Genomic DNA, 23,730 nt, shown 5'->3' with positions numbered 1-23,730 from the left:
AGCAGGCTAATTGGTAAGCCATTGGTAAATACATTCTTAAAATAGTGCCGCCAGCTTTCAGCCCTCTACCGGAGAGGCTTCGGCCGCTGCTACGGTTGCAAAAGCTCCGGCATCGAGCTGCCGCAAAAATGCCGGCCCGCTGCCCGAAAAGTGGCTATAGCCCCGGCAAATGGCCGCAATGCGCCGGGCCGAGGTGCCGCCGTTCTGCCAGGGCAACTTGCGCTTGAGGTCGTCCACGTCGAAATAGGAATGCACCGGCTTGCCCAGCGCCAGGCCCACGTACACCACGGTCGAGTATTGGGTGATAAGTTCCACGCAGTTGGCAATCATGTGGTCGGTGTTGCCCTCGGTGAAAATCAGGGTGCCGGGCGGGGCGTGCTGCTTGATTTCGTCGGTGGCGCGGGGCAGCTCCTCGTTGGGGTGCAGCTTGAAGGCCAGCGGGCGGCCGTTGGCAATGCGGGCGCACTCGCAGATGAATTTGGGGCGGTTTTCGGGCGTGAAGGTTTCGCGCAGGTCGGAGGTGGCCACCAGCACGTAGCCGTGGTGCGGAAAGTCGTTGTGGCGCACCTGCTCGATGTTATCGAAGTTGGGGATACCTGTTACCACGAGCTTATCGGCATCCACGCCCACGCGCTCGAAGTGCCTGGCGTAGCCTTCGGAGGCCACGCAATAGATGTCGCAGCAGTTGTTCATGCCGTTGAGGGCCGTGCCGATGGCCAGGATGGGGTAGCGCGTGAAGCGCTTTACCAGCCGGGCCCACAGGTTGAGCGGGTCGGTCATGCCCTCCTGCACGAAAATGGTTTTCGTCTTTTTCATCAGCGGCCAGGGCACCACCACGTCGGAGCAGCACACGATGAGGTCGTACTGATTGTTAAATACCCGGGCCTCGAAATCGTTCTGCAACCCGTGCTCGGCCAGATATTTATCGGCTTTGGCCTTTATTTTTCCGGTGACGATGGTCTTGTCCAGGCCCCCGGTCCAGAGCAGGAACTTGTAGAATTGACGCTGCCAGCCATCGTAATAGAGCTGGCTGAAATAAGGGTCGAACTCGTCTTCCAGCAGCTGCGCAATCTGGTGCATTTGCGTGGTCTGGTTGGGCGAGCCGATGAGAAACAGAACCTTTTTCCGGGACATGCAGGACGAAAAGTTGAAGCAACCGAACCGCCGGCGAACTGCCCCACGGCAGGGCCGGCATGCCGCCAAGGTACAGTATGAGGGGCGAAATAACACCCCCCATCCGCAGCTCCTGCTACCGCAACCGTTACCAAATTGCAAAGGTTGGCGTCGGCGCAATTTGCCGCCATGCCCGGCGACTGAAAATGCCGCCCACGCCGCCCCAACTGCACCGCGTTTGTAGTCCCACTTAATCAGGCTCAATTGCTTTTTAATTGTTGACCTTAGCCGCTGCCGGGCCGAAAATTAGCCCCGTGCCCCACGCATCAGGAATGCGGGAAAGCCATATGCCGGTAAAACAACCCCACTTCCGGGAGTATTCGGGAGTATTTATTCTTTAATTAGCTGACACAACTCTCTACTCACTTCTGTCATGATTCTTAGCTCCCTTCACGATGCCGACGGCAGCCGGTGCACCCTCTCGCAAGAGCCTGGGGGCTGGCTGCGGGCTACCTGGCGCGGCTTTGTCGACATGCAGGAGGCCCTGCGTGGGGCCGATAATTACCTGCGCACCCTGCAAGGCCTCCGCAACCCCTGCCTGCTCAACGACAACGTGGCGCTGATGGGCCCGTGGTTCGACTCCATTGAGTGGCTGGAGCGCGTGTGGGTGCCGCAGGCCGCCGCCCTGGGCCTGCGCTACGTGGCCCATGTGGTGCAGGCCGATTCCCTGTCCGACATCCTCACCGTGCATTTCGAGCACGGGGCGGCCGGCGCGCTGGAGCTCCAGATTTTTCAGCATATATCCGAGGCCGAAGAATGGCTGCGCGCCTGCCAGCAGCAGCTGAAAGCCAGCGCATAAACCTCCCCTCGGCAAGGGCCAAAGCGTGCCTACTTGCGCAGCACCCGAATGCTGACGCGCCGGTTCAGAGCGCGGTTGGTGGGGGTGTTGTTGGGCCGCACGAAGTATTTGGGTCCGTAGCCTTTGGCTTGCAGGCGGTTGACATTCACGCCCATGCTGGCCAGCGTGAGCATGGCCGCGCGGGCGCGGTCCTCGCTGAGCTGGTAGTTCACCAGGGCTTCGCCGGTGCTGTCGGTGTAGCCCCCGATTTTCACGATGGACTGCGGAAACGTGTTGAGAATGCTGGCAATGTTGCCTAGCTGCAACGCCGATTCGGGCGTGAGCCGGGCCTTGCCTGTTTCGAAATTGATGCGGTCGAAGTTTATCCAGCCCTTGGTCCGGTTCACCGAATCGACCTGGAAGGCGGGCGACGACAGGAAGGTATAGAGGCGGTTTTCGGTCGAATTGGCCCCCACTTTCTGGGTCGTGCCGTCGGCCAGCGTCAGCACTATGGGCTTGCCGGTATCGTAGATGTAGGTATCCCGGTCCTGGTCGTAGCGGCCGTTGGGCTCGTTGCCGATGACGGCCGGGCGGGCTGCTGGGGTCGGCCGGGCGGTCTCATTGGCCCCGATGGCCGGGGTGCGGGCGGGCAGCACTTCTATGGGCCGGTTGGCAATGGTTGGAGCAGGCCGGCGGGCCGGCACCATAGGTTCGGGAGCCGGCCCGGTGGCCTCGGCTGGGGGCGTTGTGGGGGGAGTGTAAGCCGCTGTAGGCGCAGCCGGAGCCGGCGGTGGGCTGGCGGCCTCTACCAAATTGCTGGTAGCCGCCACCGGCAGCGGTGCCCGGTCCGGGGTGCTGTGGCCAAAGAAATACCCCAGGCACACGGCCAGCAGCAGCAGTCCGCCCCACTGCCAGTACGGCGACAATCCGCTGCCCGGGGCGGCCTCCGTGGCTGGTTCGGCCCAGGCGGCGGCGGGCGTGGTGGCCAGTTGCGCCGCCTGTTGGGGCTGGCGGCGCAGGCCCTGCTCGGTGGGCAGGGGCGGCACGGCACCTGAAGCCGGCACTGGCAGCATGGCCGCCGCAATGGCCTCTTTCTCCGCGTGCAGCCAATAAACGAAGTCGGTGGGAGAGAGGCTTTTTTCGGTGGCGACGTGGCCCAGCACGCCCAGCACGGCCGTGGCGGCTATTTGCAACAGCGTGTCGCTGGCCGAGGGCCGGATGGCCGCCCCGGCGGCAATGCGGCTCACGGTGCTGCGGTAGGAGCCGTCCAGCAAGTCGAGGAGCAGGTTCACCCCCCGTTCGTAGCGGGCCGCCGGATGCAGGGTGGCCAGTTGCTGGAGCACCTGCGCCGCATCGGCTTCGCGCACCAGCTCCAGCAGGCCCTCGGGCGTGAGGCCGTGGCCCACTCGTTCCGACAACTCATTCAACACCAGTGGCACCGATTGACTTAGCGCGTATTCAACATTGGGCGCGGCTTCATCCAGGCGGGTGCCGAGGCGGGTAATGGTTTCACGGGTGAAGCAGTAGTTAACTGCTTCGGCTATAGGGTTTTTCATAATGCTATAATTAAGTCGGAAAGACTGGTTATGCCGCACAATGCCCTGCCGCCGGGCTACTCCCCGCCGCGCCCGCAGGCCCCGGCCCCGGAGCTTATTGATTTATACTCCGATACAACTTCTTGCGCAAATACAACTTGTTCGCTACTAAGCAAAAATAACGAAATTTATTTATAATGTACATTACATATATTAATTATAACAATGTATTTAATTTTAAGCTGCTACGCGCCGGGAAGCTACTTTTGGGGTTGCCATGAACGACCCGGAAATCCGCGCCCTGCTCTACCCGCTGCTGCTCGGCGGCGTGCGCATTGATGAGCTGCCCACCGGCACCACGCGGGCCGACGTGGTGCACATCACCGAGCACTTCATGCACGGCTATGAGGTGAAGGGCGACGGCGACACCCTGCAACGGGTGGCCAACCAGCTGCGCTGCTACGGCGAGGTCTACGATTTCGTCACCTTCATCATCACCGAAAAGCACCTGCCCAAGCTCCTGCCGCTGCTGCCCGAGTGGGTGGGCATCCTGGTGGCCTCGGCCGATGAGCTGTGCCCGCACCGCGCCGCCGGCTACAACGCCACCGTGGAGCGCGCCCCGCTGGCCAAACTCCTGCTGCTGGAGGAGGTGAAGCAGTTTTTGCTGGCGCGGGGCCTCACCGGCGTGAGCACACTGCGGAGCCGCGAAGTCAGCAATTTCCTGCGCACCACGCAGCTGGTGCCGCTGTCCAGCCTGGCGCAGTACGTGCGCGAGCGCCTCATTGCCCGCCTGCCCGAGCGCCTGCTCATGCGTGCCGAGCGCAAAGCGGAACGGGAGCGCCTGCCGCCCCGCCGCAAAAAAGCCCGGCCAAAAGCGAAGAAGAAAAAGCCGGCCGGGCGTAAAAAAGCCAGTGCCGCCTAGCAGCTGGGAGCTGCCGGGCGGCACTGGCATAGTCATTGGGCAAGGTTATTTCTTCTTTAGAGCGGCAGCTACGGCTTGGTTGAGCAGAGGCTCCATTACGCGGTAGCCGGTTAGGTTGGGGTGCACGCCGTCTTCGCCGTAGGCTTTTTTCAGGCCGTTCTGGTCGTCTTTCAGGGCGGTGTGCATGTCGTAGTACACAAGGTGGTGCTGGTCGGCGTAGGCTTTGATTTGCTTGTTAAGTGCAATGATTTTGGGGGCCGGATTCAGGCCCTTGCGCCACCAGAAATCCGACGCCGGAGCCACCGAGCCCAGCACCACGCGGATGCCGTGAGCCTGCGCCAGTTCGGTCATGGTCATGATATTGTTTATCGTGACTTGAGGATTGTAGGGGCCGTTGTTTTCGGCCACGTCGTTGGTACCCACCAGGATGACGACCACGGCCGGGTGCAAGCCAATCACATCGGCTCGGAAGCGCACTACAGTTTGCCCCGTGGCCTGGCCGCTGATGCCCCGGCCCACATACTCATAGGTTTTGCCCCGAAAAAAGGCCGAATCTTCCTTCACCCAGCCCTCGGTGATGGAGTTGCCGATGATGACCACGCGGGGCCTGCCGGGCGTGGGGGCGGGCAGGCGCTGGTTGGCGGCGGCGTATTTCTGGAGGTTGGGCCAGTCGTTGTGCAGCAGGTATTCCTGGCGTTCGTGGTAGGCCTCGTCGGCGGCTTTTTTGGCGGCTGCGGCGTCGGTGGGCTGCTGGGCGTGGGCGGTGGTGGTGCTGAGCAGTGCCGCGAGCAGGAGCAAGGAAGCTGATTTCATGGCAGGAATTAATTAACTACCAGCGTCATGATGGAGTGCGCAGCGGCGGTGGTTTTGGTGCCCTGGCCGCGCATCCAGAGCTGGAATTCCTCGGGCTTGTCGGTCTGGTTCATCACCACCACGGCCACGCTGCCGTCGGGGTTGCGGTAGGCGGTGGTTTGCAGGGCGTCGCGGTTGGAAGAGGCACTGATGCGCTTGGCGCCGGGGCGAATGAACTTCGAGAAGTGACCGATGTAGTAGTAGGCGTTGGTGTAAATCAGCTTGCCGGTTTTGGTATCGGCGATGACGGGAGCGAAGCAGAAGTTGCCGACGTGGTTGGGGCCGCCGGTTTCGTCGAGCAGCACGTTCCAGTCGGTCCAGCCCACGGTGCCGGCGTTAAAGTCGCCAATCATCGAGTTGCCGTATTTCTCGCCCAGCGCCCAGTCATCGACTTTGGCCAGGTCGAATTTCTCCTTGCAGCCTTCGGTGAAAATGAGGTTGGTGTTGGGGAAAGCTTCTTTCACGCGCTTCTCGTTCTCGAAAAGCATGCTGCTGCCGGTCCAGGTTTCGTACCAGTGGTAGCCGATGCCCCAGACGTATTTGGCGGCCTCGGGGTCGTCGAGCACGGTGCTGGCGCGCTGGAACAGCAGGTCGCGGTTGTGGTCCCAGGCAATGAGTTTTTTGGAGCCCAGGCCGCCCTTGGCCAGCGTGGGGCCGAGGTAGCCCTTGATGAAATCCCGCTCGTCCTCGCCGGTAAACACGCACGACTCCCACTTCTGGGTAGCCATCGGCTCGTTCTGCACCGTGAGGCCCCAGATGGGGATGCCCAACTGCTCGTAAGTCTTGATGAACTTCACGTAGTAGTCGGCCCAGGCTTGGCGATATTGGGGCAGCAGCTTGCCGCCGTGCAGCATTTCGCCGTTGGTTTTCATCCAGCCGGGCGGGCTCCAGGGACTCACATACAGGGTAAGCTTGCCGCCGGCCGCCGCCATCACCTGCTTGATGAAGGGGATGCGGAACTGCTCGTCGTGCTTCACGCTGAAGGTTTTCAGCGCCTCGTCCTTGTCGGCCACGTAGGTGTAGCTACCGCTCGAAAAGTCGGAGCTGTGGATGCTGGTGCGGCCCAGCGTGTAGCCGATGCCGCCCGTGGGGCTGTAATACGCCTTGAGAAACTCCTGCTGCTGGGGTTTCGGCAGCTTGGCAAAGGTTTCGGCCGAGGCATCCGTCAGCGCCCCGCCGATGCCGAGCATGGTCTGGAACGAGTGGCTGGGGTCAACAAACACGCAGACCTGAGTTTCCACGGGCTGCGCGGCGGGCGAGAATTTGAGGTCGCCGCCGGCCGCCAGGCGCTGGCTGGTGCCCTGCACCGTGGCAAAAACGTGGGCCGTTTTGCCGGCTGCTGAGTAGGCGGCAGTTGCCGCTTTCTGCGCGGCAACAGGGCCGAGGCCCAGCGTGGAGAGGAATAGAAAGGAGAGGAGTTTCTGGCTTGACATATACGCCTGTTTTAACCCAGCCACCGCGCGATGGCCATGTTGGGAAGGGGAAGTGGGAGGGAAATTCAACGAAGCTAAAGGTGCTGCTTTTTCCTGAGTATGCGCAGGCCAGCCAACGGCGCGCGGTAGCCCCGTTTCGGGTTGGGATAGCGACCAAAAAACCCCAGACGCAAAAAATCCCGGCCGCTGCTGCGACCGGGATTGTTGCTGTAGAGAGAGGACTCGAACCTCTAATTTTACTAGCGAGATAGGCTAGCGCGTCTGCCAGTTCCGCCACCCCACAAGGTTTGATAAGTCAAAAGTACGTAAAAAAATTATCAATAGAAATAGAATTGTTGAGATTGTCTAATTGCTAAGTTTTGGTAATCAGTGAAATCGGTGTTCAGGAAATGAGATTTTCGGAATTTGAAACCCGTTCTACGCGCTGAAAACAAAGATTCCGTCTTCCGTAGCATGCCTTTTATCTTTGTTGGAATAAAAAGCAAAAACAGTGATTGCCAACTCCATTCGCAAAATCATCCATTTGGATATGGATGCATTTTATGCTTCGGTGGAGCAACGCGACCACCCCGAGCTGCGTGGCCGGCCCGTGGCGGTGGGCGGCGCCCGGGAGCGCGGCGTAGTGGCGGCGGCCAGCTACGAGGCCCGGCAATTTGGGGTGCGCTCGGCCATGCCGAGTGCCACGGCACTGCGCAAATGCCCGGAGCTGGTATTCGTGCCGCCGCGCTTCACGGTCTATAAAGAGGTGTCGCGGCAGATTCGGTCCATCTTCGCCGAGTACACGCCGCTGATAGAGCCGGTGTCGCTCGATGAGGCCTACCTCGACGTGACGCATAACCTTAAGCAACTGGACTCGGCTACCCAGATTGCGCGGGAAATCCGGGCCAAAATCCTGGCCGAAACCGGGCTCACGGCCTCGGCGGGCATTTCCTATAATAAGTTTCTGGCCAAGCTGGCTTCCGACTACCGCAAGCCCAATGGGCAGTTTGTGGTGCGGCCCGCGCAGGGCCTGGCCTTTGTGGAAGGGCTGGCCGTGGGCCAGTTCCACGGCGTGGGGCCGGTGACGGCGGCGCGCATGAACGAGCTGGGTATCTTCACCGGCGCCGATTTGCGGGCGCAGTCGGTGGAGTTTCTGCACCAGCATTTTGGCAAGGTGGGGCGCTACTACTTTGCCATTGCGCGGGGCGAGGACGAGCGGCCCGTAGTGGCCGACCGCCTGCGCAAGTCCATGGGCTCGGAAACCACTTTCGCGCAGGATTTGCGGGAGTTTTCGGACTTGCTTGAAGCCCTGCAGCCGCTGCTGGAAGACGTGTGGGAATACTGCCAGCGGAGCGGCATCCGGGGCCGGACGGTGACACTGAAGGTGAAATTCGGCGACTTCCAGCAGATTACACGCAGCCGCAGCGGCGTGGGCCTGGTGCCGGGGCCGGAGGTGCTGGCCCGCATTTGCCGGGAGCTGGTGGAGGGCCTGTTTCCGTTGGAAAAGGGCGTGCGGCTGCTGGGCGTCACGCTTTCCAACCTGAGCAATGCGCAGGAAGCTGCGGGCCGGCAGCTCACACTGAGCTTCTGATGGCCCGTTCCGCAACCTTTGGCGGTTCTTTTTCGACTTTGGGAGCAATTAGTGGTGCGATTCTGGTTAAGGAAGCATCATCTTTACCCTTTGGCCCGTCAGGGCGTGGGTGCCGGCCCCGGCCGTAGCCAATTTCCTTTCTTCACTAGACCTCTCCGCATGCAATTCCCTCGCTTTAAGCTCGGCTTATATTCCACTTCCGTGCTGGCCCTGCTGGGGCTGGCTTCCTACTCCGTGTACCAGGGCACGCCGCCGCGTGACCAAGTGGTGCTCGGCGTGATGATGCAGGGCTTGAACCAGCTCCACTACCAGCCCGAGAAGATTGACGACCAGTTCTCGCAGCGTGTGTACGACCTGTACATCAAGCGCATTGATGTGAACAAGCAGCTGCTGCTGGCCCCGGAAGTGGCCCAGCTCAGCCAGTTCAAAACCCAGATTGACGACCAGATGCGCGGCGGCACCCACGAGTTTCTGGACGCTACGAGCGCGCTGCTGGCCAAGCGCATGCCCGAGATTCAGACCCTCTACCGCCAGATTCTGGCTAAGCCCTTCGACTTCTCGGTGCAGGAAAGCTGGGAAACTGACCCCGCCAAGGCCACTTACGCCGCCAACGCCGCCGAGCAGCGCGAGCAGTGGCGCAAGATGCTGAAGTACCAGACCCTGGCCCGCCTCTCGGAAATGATGGACGACGAGGCCAAGAAGAAGGACAAGCCCCTGGCCGCGACCAAAGTCGGGGCCTCGCCGGCCACTACCTCCGATAAAACCCGCACGCCCGTGGAGATGGAGGCCGAAGCCCGCAAGCGCGTGCTGAAATACTACGACGACGTATTCGTCGACCAGCTGCAAACCGACTCCAACGACCGCCTGGCTGCCTTCGCCGAGGCCATTGCCAACAGCTACGACCCGCACACGGACTATTTCGCCCCCATTGCCCGCGAAAATTTCGACATTACCATGAGCGGCCGCCTGGAGGGCACGGGCGCACAATTGCAGGAAGACGAAGGCCACCTCAAAGTGGTCGACATCGTGGCCGGCTCGGCCTCGTCGCGCCAGGGCGAGTTGAAGGTGGGCGACATCATCCTGCGCGTGGCGCAGGGCGCGGCCGAGCCCGTGAGCGTGGAGGGCATGCGCTTCGATAAGGCCGTGAAACTGATTCGCGGGCCAAAAGGTACCGAAGTACGCCTCACGGTGCGCAAGCCCGACGGGGCCACGCAGGTCATCCCCATCATCCGCGACGTGGTGGTGATTGAGGATACTTACGCGCAGTCGGCCCTCATCAAGCAGGGCGGGCGCACGTATGGCTACCTCAATTTGCCCGGTTTCTATGCCGACTTTAGCGGTAAGGGCGGGCGCAGCAGCGCGGCCGATGTGAAGGCTGAGCTGGCCAAGCTCAGCAAGGAAAACGTGGCCGGCGTGGTGCTCGACCTGCGCTACAACGGCGGCGGCTCCCTCCGCGATGCCGTGGATATGGGCGGCTTATTCGTGCCCACCGGCCCCATGGTGCAGGTGAAAACCAGCCGTGGCCCGGCCCAGCCCGTGGCCGATACCGACCCTACCGTGCAGTACAGCGGCCCGCTGGTGGTGCTGGTGAACAAGTACAGCGCCTCGGCTTCCGAGATTCTGGCCGCCGCCATGCAGGACTACCACCGCGCCATCATCATGGGCAGCACTACTTATGGGAAGGGCACCGTGCAGCAGGTATTCGACCTGGACAATGCCGTGAACGCGCAGGCCAACGCCCTCAAGCCGCTGGGCTCGCTCAAGCTCACCATCCAGAAATTCTACCGCGTGAGCGGGGGCTCGACCCAGTTCAAAGGCGTGACGCCCGACATTATGGTGCCCGATGCCCTGGCCTCCTACGCCAAGGGCGAGCAGGAATCGGAATACCCGCTGCCCTGGGATGAGATTGCGCCCGCCACGTATCAGCCCGCCAACACGCTGCCCGCCCTGGCCCCGCTGAAGGCCGCCAGCGCCGCCCGCGTGGCCGCCAGCCCCGGCTTCAAGCTCATCACCGAGGCCGCCCAGCGCGCCACCCTGCGCCAGAAGCAAACCGTGCTGTCGCTGAACCTGGCCGCCTACCGCACCCAGCAGGTAGAGGCCCGCGTCATAAACAAACAGCAAACCGCCGCCCAGAATGCCCTAGCCGTGCTCGACGTGGCCGCCCTGCCCGCCGATGCCCGCCCGGCCTCCGACTCCACGGCCGCCAAGCGTGTGGCCCGCTTCCTGAAGCCCCTGCGCAAAGACCCCGCCCTGGCCGAGGCCGTGGCCGTGATTGGCGACCAGCTGAAGTAAGCCGGAGAAGCAAATGCCACGAAAAAGCCCCCGCTGCAATTCCGCAGCGGGGGCTTTTTTGTGAACGGCTATCGGGAATCCGTTAGTAGTTGATGTCGCTGAACGAGCCGGTGATGGTTTTGCTGCCCGACGCGGCGGTGGCCCGGCCCGTGAAGCTGAACGTGCCGGAAGCGTAGCGGGGGTAGGGGGGCACATTGAAAACGGAGGTGATGGTGAGCGTGCCGCCGGCCGGGGCCGTGGGCGTACCCACGCGGGAGTCGTAGGTCACCAAATCGGCCCCGGTGAAGGTGGCGTAGGCCATGATACCGTTCAGGCTATAGGTGCCGACGGCCATGTTGTAAGGCATCGAGATGCGCAGCACGTAGCTGTCGGGCGTGGTGCCGAGGGTGCCGTTGCTGAGAACCAGGTCGAAATTTTTTGTGGTGGAGAACAACATCAAATCGATGGCCGCAGGGGCGGCGGCCACGCCATCGACGGTGAAGGCGACTGTGGACTGCACCACCGTAACCGTGGGCACCACCGTGGTTTTGCCGGCCGTCACGGTCACGCTCAGCTCCCGGGGCGGCACGTAGCCGCGCTTGACGTTGAAATACAAGATGTATGTTCCCGCCGGCATGGTTTCGAAACGATAAGCGCCTTTGCTGTCGGGGACCACGCCTACAATGGTCTGGTGGGTGTTGTCATCTTTCAGCGAAACCCCCAGCACGGCATCGGCCGGCTGAATGAGGCCGGTGATGGAGGGCGCGGCCGGTACTTCGGTGGCCGGGGCCGGGGTGTCCTGGGCCTTTTTGGAGCAGGCGCTGCCCAGCAGGCCGGCCCCGAGGGCCAAGCCCAGGGCAAGGAGATGTAGACGGTTTTTCATGGCGGGGAAAGGGTTGAGGACTAAATGTAGTAATGACAAACGAAACTGCTTAGCTGCTTGGTATGTACCCGCCGACAACTGGTCCGGCGGGGCTCCCCGCTGCCTTCCCGGAACTCCAACCTGCCCGGCAGGGACCCCTGCCGCCCTCCTTGAACTCCAAACTCACCAGCAGGGACCCCTGCTGATGGGTTTGAACTCCAACCTGCCCGGCAGGGACCCCTGCCGCCCTCCTTGAACTCCAAACTGCCCGGCAGGGACCCCTGCTGCCCGGTTTGAACTCCGAACTGCCCGGCAGGGAATCCGACGGCCCGGCAGCGGCAGAAGTTTCTGCCGAAGCTCCGGAAAAAAGGAATACATTAGCTCCGTAATTCTTTTCCCACTCCATCATTAGCAGTCTTTTATGACGCCCTCTACCCCCGGAGCCAACGGCTCCCCCACGCCTAAGAAAGGCAAAACCAAAGACGTGATTCCCCTCGGCGAGTTGGAGCTGGCCACCGTGGGCCTGCGGGCCGCCGATGCCTGGGACGCCTCGCCGCTGCTGGCACTGCTCTGGTGCAGCAAGGCGCAGTTCCGCGACGCGGTGCGGGCCTTCAATGCCAGCCTCGGCACGGCCGACGAGGCCAACGACGACCTGAGCCCCGCCGCCGTCCGCCTCGAAGAGCTGGACGCGACCATCAACAAGAGCCTGAAATTCGTGCGCAACTTCCTCATTGAGGAGCACGACACCCGGAAGAAGGCCAAAGCCTACTACGATGCCTTCGGCCTCACGCCGGCTGGCGAGCTGCCCACCGCCCGCCCCGCCCGCGCCAAGGGCCTGGCCAAGCTGGTGAAGGCCCTCGGAGACTCCGGCTACGACAAGGGCAAGTACGGCACCGAATTCTGGCGGACCATCGAGAAAGAGTACGCGCCGCTGGCCACCACCTCCAGCGACGTGCGCAGCGACAGCGCCGTGGACGTGGGCACCAAAAACACCCAGGAAGTGCCCCTACGCAAGATGCTGCGTGCCCTGCGCCAGCACATCAAAACCAACTTCCCCGACACCTACGCCGCCGAGTGGCGGAACTTCGGCTTTCTGAAAGAGAGCTACTAGCGCGGTTTGGATTTTCCAATAAAAAGGCCTTGCCACTCTGGCGAGGCCTTTTTTGATGTGGTGAAAGGGAGGTACGGTTCCGATTAAACCGCTAGTCCCGATGTTTGTGTAGTAGAATGTGCGTGCCGTGGTCTTGCATCCTTTCCGTCTTTATTAATGTCTGATTCCGTTGCTGCTCTGCCGGCGTTGCCAGCCGAAGTGCTGGCCCAATTCCCGGCCGATGACCTGCTGGCGGGCATTTTTGCCACTTCCATCACGGCGCTGGTGCTGCTGAAGCCCGTGCGTGCGGCCGATGGCACCGTGGTCGATTTCACCTTTGCCCTGCTCAGCCAGGCTGCTCAGCGGATGCTGAACCTGCCCGCGCAGCCCACCAAAACCCACCTGGAGCTGGTGCCCGGCACGGCGGAGCCTGGCGGTATTTTCGATTTTTTCCGGGAGACGCTGGCCTCGGGGCAGCCCGCCCACCGCAACTTCAACTACCAGCGCGACGGCTTCGATGCCTACTACCGCCTGGCCGTGCGCCGCGTGGGCCCCGGCCTGCTGGTGAGCTTCTCAGACACGGCCGACGAGGAGCGCACCCCCGTGGAGCAGGCCCTGCGCGAAAGCCAGGCCCGCGAGCAGGCCGCCCTGGCCCTGGCCGAGCTGGAGCGCACCCGCTTGCAGGAGCTGTTCACGCAGGCCCCCGTGGCCATTGCCCTGTTTGAAGGCCCCGAGCTGCGCATCACGGTGGCCAACGAGCGCATGGCCGCCCTCTGGGGCCGCCCCCTGGCCGAGGTGCTGGGCCGGCCCCTGCTGGAGGCCGTGCCCGAGCTGCGGGGCCAGGGCTTTGACGAGCAGATGCAGCAGGTGCGCCAGACCCAGGTGCCGGTGAGCGGCATCGAAGCCCCGGCCGAGATGCTCCGCGACGGCCAGCTGCGCACCACCTACTACAACTTCGTGTACCAGCCCCTCTACGATGCCCACGGCACCCTGCGCGGCGTGGTGGACGTGGCCGTGGAAGTAACCGAGCAGGTGCGCACCCGTCGCCTCATCGAGGTGAAAGAGCAGCAAACCAACCAGCTCAACGAGGAGCTGGCCGCCACCAACGAAGAGCTGTACACCGCCCTCCAGGAAATCCGGACCAATAACGAGGAGCTGTTTCGGGCCCAGCAGGCCCTGCACGAGCTCAACCAGGAGCTGGAAGCCCGCGTGGCCGACCGCACGCACGCCCTGAACCAGGCCCTCGTCGACACGGAGCGGCAGCGCGAGCACCTGCGCCGGCAGCAGCACCTCCTGACCCAGGTGCTGAGCCAGGTGCCCGCCTCGGTGGCCACCCTGGAAGGCCCCGAGCACCGCTTCACCTTCTTCAATACCAACTACCAGGCGCTGGTGGGAGGCCGCGCCCGCCTGGGTTGCACGGTGGCCGAAGCCCTGCCCGAAGTGGTGCAGCAGGGCTTTATTGAGCTGCTGAACGACGTGTTTGCCACCGGCAAGCCCTACGTGGGCATCGAATCGTCGGTGCTGCTGTACGATGCCCGCACGGGCCAGCCCCGGCAGCGGTTCATCGACTTCGTGTACCAGCCCCTCACCAACGAGGCCGGCCAGCCCCACGGCATCCTCGCCTTCGTGGTGGACACCACCGACAAGGTGCTCAGCCGCCAGCTGGTGGCCCAGACCAACGAGCACCTCCTCACCGCCAACACCGCCCTCGATACCACCAACCGGCAGCTCACCCGCACCAATGCCGACCTCGACAACTTCGTGTACGCCGCCAGCCACGACCTGCGCCAGCCCATCAACAACCTGGTGGGCCTGTTTGAGGAGTTGCGCCGGGCCGTGTCCTTCGCCGACCCCGCCGAGGAGGAGCTGCTGCTGCCCATGCTGCAACAGGCCCTGCACCAAATCAGCACCACCATCGACGACCTGGCCCTGGTGGGCCAGACGCAGCAAAACGCGGGCCTGCCCACGGAGCCCGTCTCCCTCCCGGACCTGACTCAGGAAGTGCTGCAAACCCTGCAACCCCAGATGCAGGCCGCCCGCGCCCGCGTCACCGTCGACTTTGCCGCCGCGCCCACGGTGGTGTATTCGCGGGCCAACCTGCGCACCATCCTGCTCAACCTGCTCAGCAATTCGCTCAAGTACGCCGACCCCGCCCGACCCTGTCGGGTGCATGTGTCCGTATGGAAAGATGCCGGCCGCCCCGTGCTGCTGGTGGAAGACAATGGCCTGGGCTTTAATATGCACCGCCACCAGGACGAGCTGTTTCAACTCTTCCGCCGCTTCCACACCCACACCGAGGGCACGGGTGTGGGCCTCTACCTCATCAACCGCATCGTGCAGGGCAACGGCGGCCGCATCGAGGTGGAGAGCGAAGTGGGGGAGGGTACCTCGTTCCGGGTGTATTTGTAGGGGGTGGCCAGTTCTGGTGTAGGGGCGGGGCCTGCCCCCGCCCGGCGTTCGCGCCAAAATAACGATTCCGTTCAACGACCGGGCGGGGGCAGGCCCTGCCGGGTACGACCCCGCCCCTACACCGCTTAAATACCTCCTATGAAAGCCTTTATTTTCGACCTCAACGGCACCATGGTGCACGACATGGAGTACCACACCCGCGCCTGGCAGCAGCTCTTCAACGAGGACCTGGGCGGCAGCTTCAGCTGGGACGAGGTGAAGCCCCAGATGTACGGCAAAAACCGCGAGGTACTGGTGCGCGTCTTCGGCCCCGACCGCTTCACGGGGGAGGAAATGGACCGCGTCTCGCTCGAAAAGGAAAAGCGATACCAGCGCGAGTTCCTGCCGCACCTGGCGCTGCTGCCGGGCCTCATGGAGTTTCTGGAAAAGGCCCACCAGCAGGGCATTCCCATGGCCATCGGCTCGGCCGCCATCCCGTTCAACATCGATTTCGTGCTCGATAACCTCAACATCCGGCACTACTTCCAGGCCATCGTGAGCGCCGACGATGTGACGGTGAGCAAGCCCAACCCCGAAGTTTTCCTGCGCTGCGCCGAGCTGCTGGGCGTGCCGCCCGCCGCCTGCCTCGTATTCGAGGACGTACCCAAAGGAGCCGAAGCCGCCCAAAACGCCGGCATGAAAGCCGTGGTGCTCACCACCACCCACCTCGAAGCCGAGTTCGCCCACCTGCCCAACGTGCTGCACTTCGCCCCGGATTTCACGGATGAATTCATGCGCGGCCTGGTGGAATAAGAACGAATAAAAAGGAACGTCATGCAGAGCGCAGCGAAGCATCTTTACCGCAGTAAGTAATTCATTTGATTGAGTTAGTGACTGCGGTAAAGATGCTTCGCTGCGCTCTGCATGACGTTCAAACATGCACGCATCATGTAGCTACGGCAACACCGCCACCCGCACCGCTGACGGATGCCCGGCATCGTGATACAGCTTGATAGTAGCCTTCTGAAAATCCTTCGCCTCAGCCGTGGCAATGGGCACAAAAGTCTGCGGGTTGCGGTCCACCAGCGGGAACCAGGTGCTTTGCACTTGCACCATCATCCGGTGGCCTTTGGCGAAGGTGTGGAGTACATCGGGTAGCTCGTATTTCACTTCGGTGGGCTGGTTGGGCTTGAAGGCCTCGGGCTTGGAGAAGCTGTTGCGGAAGCGGCCGCGCATCACCTCGGCGCGCACCAGGCGCTGGGTGCCGTCGGGCTGCTCGTCGATGACTTTCACGATGAAGTCGGCATCGGTGCCGGAGGTGCTCACCCATAGGTCGGCGGTGAGCGGGCCGGCCAGGGTGAGGTCGTCGGGCAGCGCTTCGGTGTGGAAGGTGAGTACGTCGGGGCGCTTGGCGACGAAGCGCTGGTCCTCAATCATGTATTCGTTGTTGCGCTCGCCGTGAATGCCGTCGGTGTAGGGCACGGGGTTGGCCGGGTCGCTGAGGTATTCGTTGGGTTTCTGGCCGGCAGTAGGAGCAGTGAAGGCCAAATTATTCGTCTGCTGAAAAAACAACGTCCGCGTTTCCGCCTTGGGTGGCCAGGCTGGGTAGGTTTTCCACTCGTTGGTGCCGGTGTTGAACACCGTGGCTTCGGCCGGGTTGAAGGTGCCTTTGTCTTTCAGGTAGAAATTGAAAAACGGCGTTTCGAGCGTCTCGCGGTATGTTTGGGCGGTGTTTGAGCCGAAGCTCAACGGCCCGAATTTGCTCCATTCCGGCCGCGCCCAGGCACCGTGGGTCCAGGGGCCCATCACGAGGCGGTTGGTGGTGCCGGGGTTCTGCTTTTCGATGGCCTTGTAGGTGTTCAATGCGCCGTACAAATCTTCAGCATCGAACCAGCCGCCGACTACCAGCACGGCCGGTTTCACGCCCGTGAGGGCCGTGCGGATGTTGCGGCCTTGCCAGTAGGCGTCGTAGGTTTCGTGCTGCTGGTACTCGTTCCAGATGCGGGCGCGGTTGTTGAAATACTTCGGTCCGTTGGCGTTTTTGATGGGGCCGAGGTCGAGGAAAAACTTGTAGGCGTCCTTCGTCTCAAACTTGAACAGCGGCTCATAATTCGCCACCGGCTTGGGGCGCGGCACGTCGAAATAGTTGGTGAATTCAAAATTATCAAGCAGGAAAAACGCGCCCTTGTGCCGGGCATCGTCGCCGATAAACTCGTCCGTGACCGGGGCCTGGGGCGACACCGCTTTCAGGGCCGGGTGGGCGTTAGGCAGGGCAGCCGACGCGTAGAAACCTGGGTAGCTGATGCCCATCATGCCCACGCGGCCGTTGTTGTTGGGCACGTTTTTCAGCAGCCACTCAATGGTATCGTAGGTGTCGGTGCTTTCATCGTGGGGCGCGGGCTGACCGGCCACCGCTTTCGCGCCCAAGGCCGGCGTCATTTCCTCAAACTGGCCCTCGCTCATGTACCGCCCGCGCACATCCTGATACACGAAAATGTACTTCTCCTGTGACAGCTCCCGGCTGGGGCCGGGGCCACGCAGGCGGTACTTGCTTTCCCCATACGGCCCAGCCGAATAGGGTGTGCGTGTCATCAAAAATGGGTAAGGCGTGGCCGTAGAGGCATCTTTCGGTACGTAGATGACGGTGTAGAGCTTCACGCCGTCGCGCATGGTAATCTGCCGGTCGAGCTTGGTGTAGTTCGCTTTGACGAAGGCGGAATCCTGGGCGCGGGGTGGGGCCTGGGCCTGGGCGGCGGGAATGGCGGTGAGCAGGAGGAAGGCGAGGAACAGGCGGGACATGATGATAGGGTATTGGGTGCGTGGCAAAGAACGGTAAGCGGAGAGCGAACCGAAAGAACGTCATGCTGAGCGCAGCCGAAGCATCTCGCGTGTGGTAGTAACTCAATCGTCTGGTTTACTTCGGCACGCGAGATGCTTCGACTGCGCTCAGCATGACGTTCTTTTCTTTAGCCCAATGGCTCACCGCAGCATCCGCACCGTGGTGTCGAGGCGCTGGGTGCGGAGGTAGCCGCGGTACTGCTCCTGCAGGCGGGTCATGGCGTCGCGGTGCTCGTCGCGCTGGAACAGGCGGACCTTGTATTTCTCGCCGGGGGCCGTGCGGCGCAGGTTCACGTAGGTGAGCTTGCCAGAAGTGGATTTGCTCACCGTTTCGCCGTTCTGGATGCGCTCCACGCGCTTGTCGTTGTTGCCGAACAGGGCTTGCAGGGGCTTGAGGCCGATGTAGAGGTTGGTGGCCCCGTCCAGTCCATAATGGCCGCTCACTTCGAGGTTGCTCAGGTTGCTGTTCAGATGCAGGCCGGGGATGATAATCTGGCCCTGTGCCAGCACGAATTCGGCCCGCACGGGCTCGAAGTACAGGTGCCCGGTGCGCTCGGATTTCATGAATTTTAAGGCCTCCATCAACGCTTCCACGTTGATGAGCTCCAGGTCGCGGACATCGGTTTTGAGGTAGCCGGCGGTTTGGGCCAGGCCAGGCAGGAAGGTGGGGCCGAGGTCGGTGCGGATATCGGCCACGCCCCGCAGGCTGCCCCGGATGTTATCACCGCCCAACACGTTCAGGCCCATGCTGGTGGCGGCGGAGAACAGGCCCGGCAGCTCAATGTCTTCCAGCCGCACCTGTAGCTGGGTGGGGTGGTGGGCGCGGTTGGCGGTGCTGCGCATATAGCCGCTCAGGCTAATATGGCCCTGCAAGCCATCGAACGAGCAGTTATCAAGCCGGGCCTCGCCATCGAGCAAGTGCGAAACCAGCCGGAACCGGCCGCCGCGCAGCGCGCCATAGTGTACATTTTCGGCTTCCACGCGCAGCACGGCGCTCAGCACCCCGTTGGAAAAGAGGGAAGGGTTGCCGGGCAGTCGCCGGCGCTCGGCGCGGCGCTCGGCCCGACGTTCGGCGCGGGCCAGGGTGCGGGCGGTGGGCACCGTGTCGGTATGGGCGGTGAGGCTGGCGATGAGGCCCAGCAGGCGTTGCACGTCGAGGTTGCCGTAGCGCAGGGTCAGGTCGGCATCGGCGGCGGTTAGGTGCAGGCCCTCCACCTGGGCCGTGCCCGAGGCTTCGCCGTGGCCGCCTTCGGGTGTGAGGAAGCGCAGATAGGGCATTCGCAGGGTGGGGCCGCTTTTTTCCAGCTGCAGGCTCACACGGCGCATGGTTTCATCTTCGGGCAGGTCCACGCGGTCGATTTCGAGGGTGAGCTGGCCGTTGGCCGATAGCAACAGGTCGCGCAGGGCAGGGCTGGCCGCGCCGCCTTTTCGCCGGGTGGCGCGTTTGGGCCGGGCTGCCTCGGGGGCGGGACGGTTCAGGCGCGCCAGAAACTGCTGGTAGTTGAGGGTGGCGAAATGCACGCCCACGCGGTACTGCACGGGGGCCACGCGGTTGTCGGGGTCGGTGGGCCACTGCACTTCGCCGCGCACGTCGCCACCCCACACGCGCCCGGCCAGGTGCTGGAGCTGCACGCGCTGTCCGTCGTGCCGAATGGTCACGGCCAGGTCGCTGAGGGTATCGGTGGCCAGCAGCAGGCGCTGGCAGCGCAGGCTCACATCGAGCAGCAGGCCCGGCGGAATAAGGGCGCTGCCCAGGGTGGCGGCCAGCTGGGCCTTGTCGCGGGGCGTGCGGTTAGGCTTGGGCAGGCTGGTGGGCGCAAAGCCTTCGCCGTTAGCGCGGGGCACGGGCTGCATAAGCGTCCGCAGCTGGGGCACCCGCAGCTCATCCACCGCAAACTGCCCGCTGATACTGGCCCTGGACAGCTGGCCATTGAGGTAGCCCAGCAAATCGACCGTAGTAGCCGAGGCCTTGAAGCGCATCCTGTTAAGCACCCCGGAGGCATTGGCCAGGTGCCAGAGGCTGTCGCGCAGGCCCACTTGCACGTCCAGGTCCGAGATGTCGGCTCCGCGCGCCGGTAGCACCAGCGAGGCCCGATGCAGCGTGACCGTGCCGCGCAGCGACATCGGCCGCTGGGGCGTTTTGGGGGCAGGGCGGTCGGCGCGGGGCGGGAGCAGGCCGCGCAGGTGCACGTCGATATCGGCGGTGCCGCCCCGCGCCTGCCAGCGGTTGGATGCCAGTAAGGCCCCTAGCTCGGTCAGTTCGGTGCTGCCCCGGAAATGGCCATTGAGGAAGGGGCGGCGGAAGTTGCGCAGCGTGAGGGCCACGTCGAGCTGGCCAGCGGCCGAATACACCCGGCAGCGGCGCAGCGTGAGCACCGTGGAGCGGATATTATGCTGGGGGCCATTGTCATAAGTGCCCACCAAATCCCACCGGCGGATGTGGCGGGCGGGCTCGGGCCATTGCAGGCTGGCCCCGCGCAGCCCGAAGGTGAGCACGTTGCGCGGCGTCACCTTCGGCCCGCTCAAGCCCGTGATGGTGTAGTGAATGTGGGCCTTGCTGGGGCTGGTGGTGCCAGCCAGGTAGGGCTCCAGGCGCGGGGGCAGGGCGGCGTGCAGCACGTCCACGAGGGGCTGGTTGCCCACGAAGCGCAGCGCCATCATCGTGCCGGCGGGCTGGTCGGCGGCCACGGTATGGGTGCCGCTCACCCGGATGGTGTCGCCGTTGAGGGTGGCGCGGGTGCGGTATATCAGGCCCTGGCGGTTCTCAAACGTGTATTTGTAGTTCACCCAAGCCGTCACGGGCTCGCGCTCAAACAGGGTGCCGGCGCGGGTGCGCAGGTAGCTCAATTCGCCATCCAAGGTGCCGGACACGCGCAATATGCCGCCCCGCAGCCGCCCCTGCAGCCGCGCCTGCCGCACCTGCACTCCGAAAGCTCCCCGTGAATACCCGTTGTGCGAGCTGAACCGGAAGTTGTTCACCACCAATTCGTCCAGCTTCAGGTTGAGCTTGGGGGTGTTGCCGGTGCCTTTACGGCGCTTGCCACGCAGGCCCCAGGAGCGGCCCAGCGAATCGACCCGTTCCTGAAAATCAACATCATCTATTTCGACCCGGGCCACCTCGACCCGGCCGCGCAGCAAACTCAGCAGCTCCACCCGCAAATCGACCCGGCCGATGCTGAGCACCGGCACCGATTTCTGAAACGAGGTATCGGTAAGAGCGAGGTGCTGGATGGAGGCCGTGAGGTGCGGGAAATCGCGCCAGGGCGACATCTCGACCCGAAACGGGGCCAGCACCAGCTCCGAATTCTGCGTTAGACCCTTGCGCACTTTTTGGGCCACCACGCGGCGGCCGTATTCACTCCCAAGCAGCCAGACGGCCATTACTGCACCCAGTACGGCCAGCAGCAGCACCAGTGCCAATACTCGTCGCAGGGTGAAAAATCTCATAGAATGCCGGGTGCGCGGCGGGGCTGCCGCGAGCTAAGGAGCCAATGTAGGCCAGCATACGGGAAAGTTGCTTCCGCGTATGCTGGCCCGGCCCGAAAGGAGGGGGCTTATTCTTCGGTCGGCACCACGGCGTCGGCGTGGGTGGTGGCTTCGTAGGTGTCGGCGTATTTGAAATCTTCCAGCCAATAGGCCGAGCTTACCACGTCGAAGGTGATGGAATTATCCGTCTTTTCCTTCTCAGTTAATTGCCAGAGCATCGACTTGGCTTCCTCGAATTTATCGCCCTCCACCTGCGACGAAAACAGGCGGTTTATCAGCGCGTTATCTGGCAGTCCGGGCGCGAGCAGGCGCACCAGCGGCGCGGACGGCTCCTCGGCGAATACGGCCAAATCGGCGGGGTTTTCGGCCGTCACTTTCACCTGGAATTCCACGGCCTTGGTGGCCGGGAAGGTGCCGTTGTAGGCATCGTGCAGCAGTTGTGTGGCTTGGTAGAAGCCCTTGTGCAGCGGCAGCTCGGGGTTTTCTTCCCAGAGCTTTTCGGTGAGCATCTGGTGGGCCAGGTTTTCAACCTGACCGGCGTTCAACTCTTCGGGGTACAAGTAGCCCAGCACCACTTCGGCCGCCTCGCGCGGCTCCAAATCGGTGAAGGACATGAGGCACATTTCTTTCAGCTCAGCTTCGCTGATGGCGTCCGGGTTGTCGTAATTCATCTTAACCAGTAAGGCCTTGTAATCGGAGTTTTGCCAGGTGTTGGGCAGCTCGGTGAGGGTGGCGAAGGTGAGGCGCTCAACGGTGAATTTGGGGGTGGGGGTCAGCATATAATTTCAGTAAGAAAGGCAGCGCGGGGCCGCCGGTACGGTTGGGTTTACGCACGGCGGCGGCAAACAACCGGAAACAATGGAATTCAGGAATTATACAGAACGTTATGCTGAGCGGAGTCGAAGCATCTCTACTGCGAGAGTAAATCAATTACTTCCCCGGTAGAGATGCTTCGACTTCGCTCAGCATGACGTTCTTCTAAAAACCCAGTTCCTCAGCTGGCCACCGGCAGCGTAAACAGGAACCGGCTGCCCGCCGCCGGCTGGCTTTCCACCCACAGCTGCCCGCCCTGCGCCCCGATGAACTCGCGGGAGATGCTGAGTCCCAGCCCCGAGCTGCCGTGCCCGCCCTGGCCCGGCACGCCCGCAAAGCGCTGGAAAATGCGCTTGTGGTACTCGGCCGGAATGCCGGGGCCGCAGTCTTCCACGCTCACGCGCACCATCTCGCCCCAGGGCAGTGCCCGGATGATGAGCGGGCACCCCGTGGGCGAGTAGCGGATGGCGTTGGAAAGCAGGTTGATGAGCACCCAGGTGGTTTTTTCCACGTCGCCGTGCACGGCCGGCAGGGCCTCGGGCAGCTGGAGGTCGAGCTGGATTTGCTTGTCGTGGAGCTGTGGGTGCACCGTCTGGGTGGCGTAGCGGATAACCTCGGCCAGGTGCATGGGCTGCACGTTGAGCTTGATGCCCGCGCCAGCGTCGAGGCGCGATACTTCGATGAGCTGGCCCACCATGTTGAGCAGACGCTGGGTTTCCTCGCCGATGCCGGTGGCCAGGGTCTGGCGCTCGGCGTCGGTGGTGCGGGGGTTCTGCAACAGCATCAGGCTGAGCTTGATGCTGGCCAGCGGGGTTTTCAGCTCGTGCGAGATGGTGGCTAGGAACGTCGACTTCACTTCATCGAGCTTCTTGAAATCGGACACATTGCGCAGGCAGAAAATGTGGCCGCCCGACACCGTTTTGCCGCCCGGCCCGGCCGCCATTTCAATCGGGCTGATGCTGAGCTGGTAGTGCGGCGCGTCGCCCTTGTGCGGGAACGTGAACACGGGGTCGGGCACGGCGTCGCCGGCCAGGTTGGCCTCGGCCAGCGGAATGAGCAGGTCGCGCAGCAGCTCGTTGGTGGCGGCCACGGCTTGCGCCGATTTGCCCAGCAGCTGGGTTTGGGGCAGGCCCAGCAGGTCGCAGGCCACGGGGTTGGCCAGCACGATGGTGCCGTGCTCATCGAGCAGCAGCAGGCCCTCGTCGAGGCTGCGCACGAGGCTTTCCATGCGGTTGCGCTCCGTGAAAAGCTCGGCCAGGGTGGCGCGGCGCTCGTCCTGGGCTTGGCTTAGCACTAGGTTCACGGCGGCGGCCACGGTGCCCACTTCGTCGCGCTTGCCTACTGCTACGCGGGTGGCGGGGCCGGGGCCGGCCACCCGCTCCATGTCGGCGGTGAGACGGTGCAGCGGGCGCACCACAATGCGCGGCAGCCGCACCATCATGGTGATGCCCACCGCCGTGCCGGCCGCCAGAAAGGCCAGCACCGCAAAGCGGGCCGTGTTGAAATCGGCCTGCTCGATGCCGTGCGCGCCGTTTTCGAGGTAGCGGATGGTGAGGAAGGCGTAGCCGCCCAGCCCCAGCAGGAGCAACAGCAGCAGAAAAACGCTGAGGCGGATTTTTAGTTTGAGGGACATGACGGAGCAAAGTAAGCGGACGTGCTAAGGTCTTCGCTATGCCCAGGATGGCAAACGCTTAAAAACCGAATGAACGCGGCCCCGGC

The 23,730-nt window shown here is 63.1% G+C and carries 16 protein-coding genes and 1 tRNA gene; 7 read left to right on the top strand and 10 right to left on the bottom strand.

What is annotated here, in order from left to right:
- Positions 1 to 57: 57 nt before the first annotated feature.
- Positions 58 to 1,134 carry a glycosyltransferase family protein gene (locus ACYU70_RS06235; RefSeq protein ID WP_342301443.1) on the bottom strand — a complete coding sequence of 359 codons (1,077 nt, stop codon included), beginning with the start codon at positions 1,132 to 1,134 and terminating at the stop codon, positions 58 to 60.
- 412 nt (positions 1,135 to 1,546) lie between these two features.
- Between ACYU70_RS06235 and ACYU70_RS06230 the strand changes: the two genes are divergently transcribed.
- On the top strand, positions 1,547 to 1,972 hold the full coding sequence (locus tag ACYU70_RS06230) for a hypothetical protein (RefSeq protein WP_342301442.1): 426 nt from the start codon (positions 1,547 to 1,549) through the stop codon (positions 1,970 to 1,972).
- A gap of 29 nt (positions 1,973 to 2,001) precedes the next feature.
- Here the strand turns inward: ACYU70_RS06230 and ACYU70_RS06225 are convergent, their stop codons facing one another.
- Complete coding sequence (locus tag ACYU70_RS06225; RefSeq protein WP_342301440.1) at positions 2,002 to 3,507, bottom strand: OmpA family protein; 1,506 nt, start codon at positions 3,505 to 3,507, stop codon at positions 2,002 to 2,004.
- Between the two features lie 256 nt (positions 3,508 to 3,763).
- On the opposite strand from ACYU70_RS06225, the gene ACYU70_RS06220 reads away from it, so the two are divergent.
- A complete protein-coding gene (locus tag ACYU70_RS06220) occupies positions 3,764 to 4,408 on the top strand; it encodes a sce7726 family protein (RefSeq protein ID WP_342301438.1) in 645 nt (214 codons plus the stop codon).
- A 45-nt stretch (positions 4,409 to 4,453) separates the two neighbouring features.
- Here the strand turns inward: ACYU70_RS06220 and ACYU70_RS06215 are convergent, their stop codons facing one another.
- The 3 genes from ACYU70_RS06215 to ACYU70_RS06205 form a co-directional block, all read right to left on the bottom strand.
- Positions 4,454 to 5,221, bottom strand: coding sequence for a GDSL-type esterase/lipase family protein (locus tag ACYU70_RS06215; RefSeq protein ID WP_342301436.1), 768 nt, complete (start codon positions 5,219 to 5,221; stop codon positions 4,454 to 4,456).
- A gap of 8 nt (positions 5,222 to 5,229) precedes the next feature.
- Positions 5,230 to 6,693: a glycoside hydrolase family 30 protein gene (locus tag ACYU70_RS06210; protein ID WP_342301435.1), complete on the bottom strand. Its 1,464-nt coding sequence runs from the start codon at positions 6,691 to 6,693 to the stop codon at positions 5,230 to 5,232.
- Positions 6,694 to 6,900: 207 nt separating this feature from the next.
- Positions 6,901 to 6,976, bottom strand: a tRNA-Asp gene (locus ACYU70_RS06205).
- 246 nt (positions 6,977 to 7,222) lie between these two features.
- On the opposite strand from ACYU70_RS06205, the gene dinB reads away from it, so the two are divergent.
- On the top strand, positions 7,223 to 8,263 hold the full coding sequence (gene dinB, locus ACYU70_RS06200; protein WP_425293352.1) for a DNA polymerase IV: 1,041 nt from the start codon (positions 7,223 to 7,225) through the stop codon (positions 8,261 to 8,263).
- A 159-nt stretch (positions 8,264 to 8,422) separates the two neighbouring features.
- Positions 8,423 to 10,555: a carboxy terminal-processing peptidase gene (locus ACYU70_RS06195; RefSeq protein ID WP_342301433.1), complete on the top strand. Its 2,133-nt coding sequence runs from the start codon at positions 8,423 to 8,425 to the stop codon at positions 10,553 to 10,555.
- A gap of 82 nt (positions 10,556 to 10,637) precedes the next feature.
- On the opposite strand, the gene ACYU70_RS06190 is transcribed toward ACYU70_RS06195, so the two are convergent.
- Complete coding sequence (locus ACYU70_RS06190; protein WP_342301432.1) at positions 10,638 to 11,417, bottom strand: hypothetical protein; 780 nt, start codon at positions 11,415 to 11,417, stop codon at positions 10,638 to 10,640.
- 400 nt (positions 11,418 to 11,817) lie between these two features.
- On the opposite strand from ACYU70_RS06190, the gene ACYU70_RS06185 reads away from it, so the two are divergent.
- From ACYU70_RS06185 to ACYU70_RS06175, 3 genes are all read left to right on the top strand, one after another.
- Entirely contained in the window at positions 11,818 to 12,507 is a 690-nt protein-coding gene (locus ACYU70_RS06185; protein ID WP_342301431.1) for a hypothetical protein, read from the top strand.
- A gap of 156 nt (positions 12,508 to 12,663) precedes the next feature.
- Positions 12,664 to 14,895, top strand: coding sequence for a PAS domain-containing protein (locus ACYU70_RS06180; protein ID WP_460615927.1), 2,232 nt, complete (start codon positions 12,664 to 12,666; stop codon positions 14,893 to 14,895).
- A 138-nt stretch (positions 14,896 to 15,033) separates the two neighbouring features.
- On the top strand, positions 15,034 to 15,687 hold the full coding sequence (locus tag ACYU70_RS06175; protein ID WP_342301384.1) for an HAD family hydrolase: 654 nt from the start codon (positions 15,034 to 15,036) through the stop codon (positions 15,685 to 15,687).
- 141 nt (positions 15,688 to 15,828) lie between these two features.
- On the opposite strand, the gene ACYU70_RS06170 is transcribed toward ACYU70_RS06175, so the two are convergent.
- From ACYU70_RS06170 to ACYU70_RS06155, 4 genes are all read right to left on the bottom strand, one after another.
- Entirely contained in the window at positions 15,829 to 17,673 is a 1,845-nt protein-coding gene (locus ACYU70_RS06170; protein WP_342301386.1) for a CocE/NonD family hydrolase, read from the bottom strand.
- A gap of 180 nt (positions 17,674 to 17,853) precedes the next feature.
- On the bottom strand, positions 17,854 to 21,159 hold the full coding sequence (locus tag ACYU70_RS06165) for an AsmA family protein (RefSeq protein WP_342301388.1): 3,306 nt from the start codon (positions 21,157 to 21,159) through the stop codon (positions 17,854 to 17,856).
- A gap of 107 nt (positions 21,160 to 21,266) precedes the next feature.
- Positions 21,267 to 21,977, bottom strand: a complete 711-nt coding sequence (locus tag ACYU70_RS06160; protein WP_342301390.1) for a hypothetical protein — start codon at positions 21,975 to 21,977, stop codon at positions 21,267 to 21,269.
- A gap of 215 nt (positions 21,978 to 22,192) precedes the next feature.
- Positions 22,193 to 23,644 carry an ATP-binding protein gene (locus tag ACYU70_RS06155; RefSeq protein WP_342301393.1) on the bottom strand — a complete coding sequence of 484 codons (1,452 nt, stop codon included), beginning with the start codon at positions 23,642 to 23,644 and terminating at the stop codon, positions 22,193 to 22,195.
- Between the last annotated feature and the right edge of the window lie 86 nt (positions 23,645 to 23,730).

The organism is Hymenobacter segetis, from assembly GCF_054776495.1.
This window is presented reverse-complemented; position numbering and strand designations above follow the sequence as displayed.

Excerpts from the sequence above, each read along its gene's own strand:
- ACYU70_RS06235 (WP_342301443.1), bottom strand. The coding sequence starts at position 1,134 with ATGTCCCGGAAAAAGGTTCTGTTTCTCATCGGCTCGCCCAACCAGACC.
- ACYU70_RS06230 (WP_342301442.1), top strand. The coding sequence starts at position 1,547 with ATGATTCTTAGCTCCCTTCACGATGCCGACGGCAGCCGGTGCACCCTC.
- ACYU70_RS06225 (WP_342301440.1), bottom strand. The coding sequence starts at position 3,507 with ATGAAAAACCCTATAGCCGAAGCAGTTAACTACTGCTTCACCCGTGAA.
- ACYU70_RS06220 (WP_342301438.1), top strand. The coding sequence starts at position 3,764 with ATGAACGACCCGGAAATCCGCGCCCTGCTCTACCCGCTGCTGCTCGGC.
- ACYU70_RS06215 (WP_342301436.1), bottom strand. The coding sequence starts at position 5,221 with ATGAAATCAGCTTCCTTGCTCCTGCTCGCGGCACTGCTCAGCACCACC.
- ACYU70_RS06210 (WP_342301435.1), bottom strand. The coding sequence starts at position 6,693 with ATGTCAAGCCAGAAACTCCTCTCCTTTCTATTCCTCTCCACGCTGGGC.
- dinB (WP_425293352.1), top strand. The coding sequence starts at position 7,223 with ATGGATGCATTTTATGCTTCGGTGGAGCAACGCGACCACCCCGAGCTG.
- ACYU70_RS06195 (WP_342301433.1), top strand. The coding sequence starts at position 8,423 with ATGCAATTCCCTCGCTTTAAGCTCGGCTTATATTCCACTTCCGTGCTG.
- ACYU70_RS06190 (WP_342301432.1), bottom strand. The coding sequence starts at position 11,417 with ATGAAAAACCGTCTACATCTCCTTGCCCTGGGCTTGGCCCTCGGGGCC.
- ACYU70_RS06185 (WP_342301431.1), top strand. The coding sequence starts at position 11,818 with ATGACGCCCTCTACCCCCGGAGCCAACGGCTCCCCCACGCCTAAGAAA.
- ACYU70_RS06180 (WP_460615927.1), top strand. The coding sequence starts at position 12,664 with ATGTCTGATTCCGTTGCTGCTCTGCCGGCGTTGCCAGCCGAAGTGCTG.
- ACYU70_RS06175 (WP_342301384.1), top strand. The coding sequence starts at position 15,034 with ATGAAAGCCTTTATTTTCGACCTCAACGGCACCATGGTGCACGACATG.
- ACYU70_RS06170 (WP_342301386.1), bottom strand. The coding sequence starts at position 17,673 with ATGTCCCGCCTGTTCCTCGCCTTCCTCCTGCTCACCGCCATTCCCGCC.
- ACYU70_RS06165 (WP_342301388.1), bottom strand. The coding sequence starts at position 21,159 with ATGAGATTTTTCACCCTGCGACGAGTATTGGCACTGGTGCTGCTGCTG.
- ACYU70_RS06160 (WP_342301390.1), bottom strand. The coding sequence starts at position 21,977 with ATGCTGACCCCCACCCCCAAATTCACCGTTGAGCGCCTCACCTTCGCC.
- ACYU70_RS06155 (WP_342301393.1), bottom strand. The coding sequence starts at position 23,644 with ATGTCCCTCAAACTAAAAATCCGCCTCAGCGTTTTTCTGCTGCTGTTG.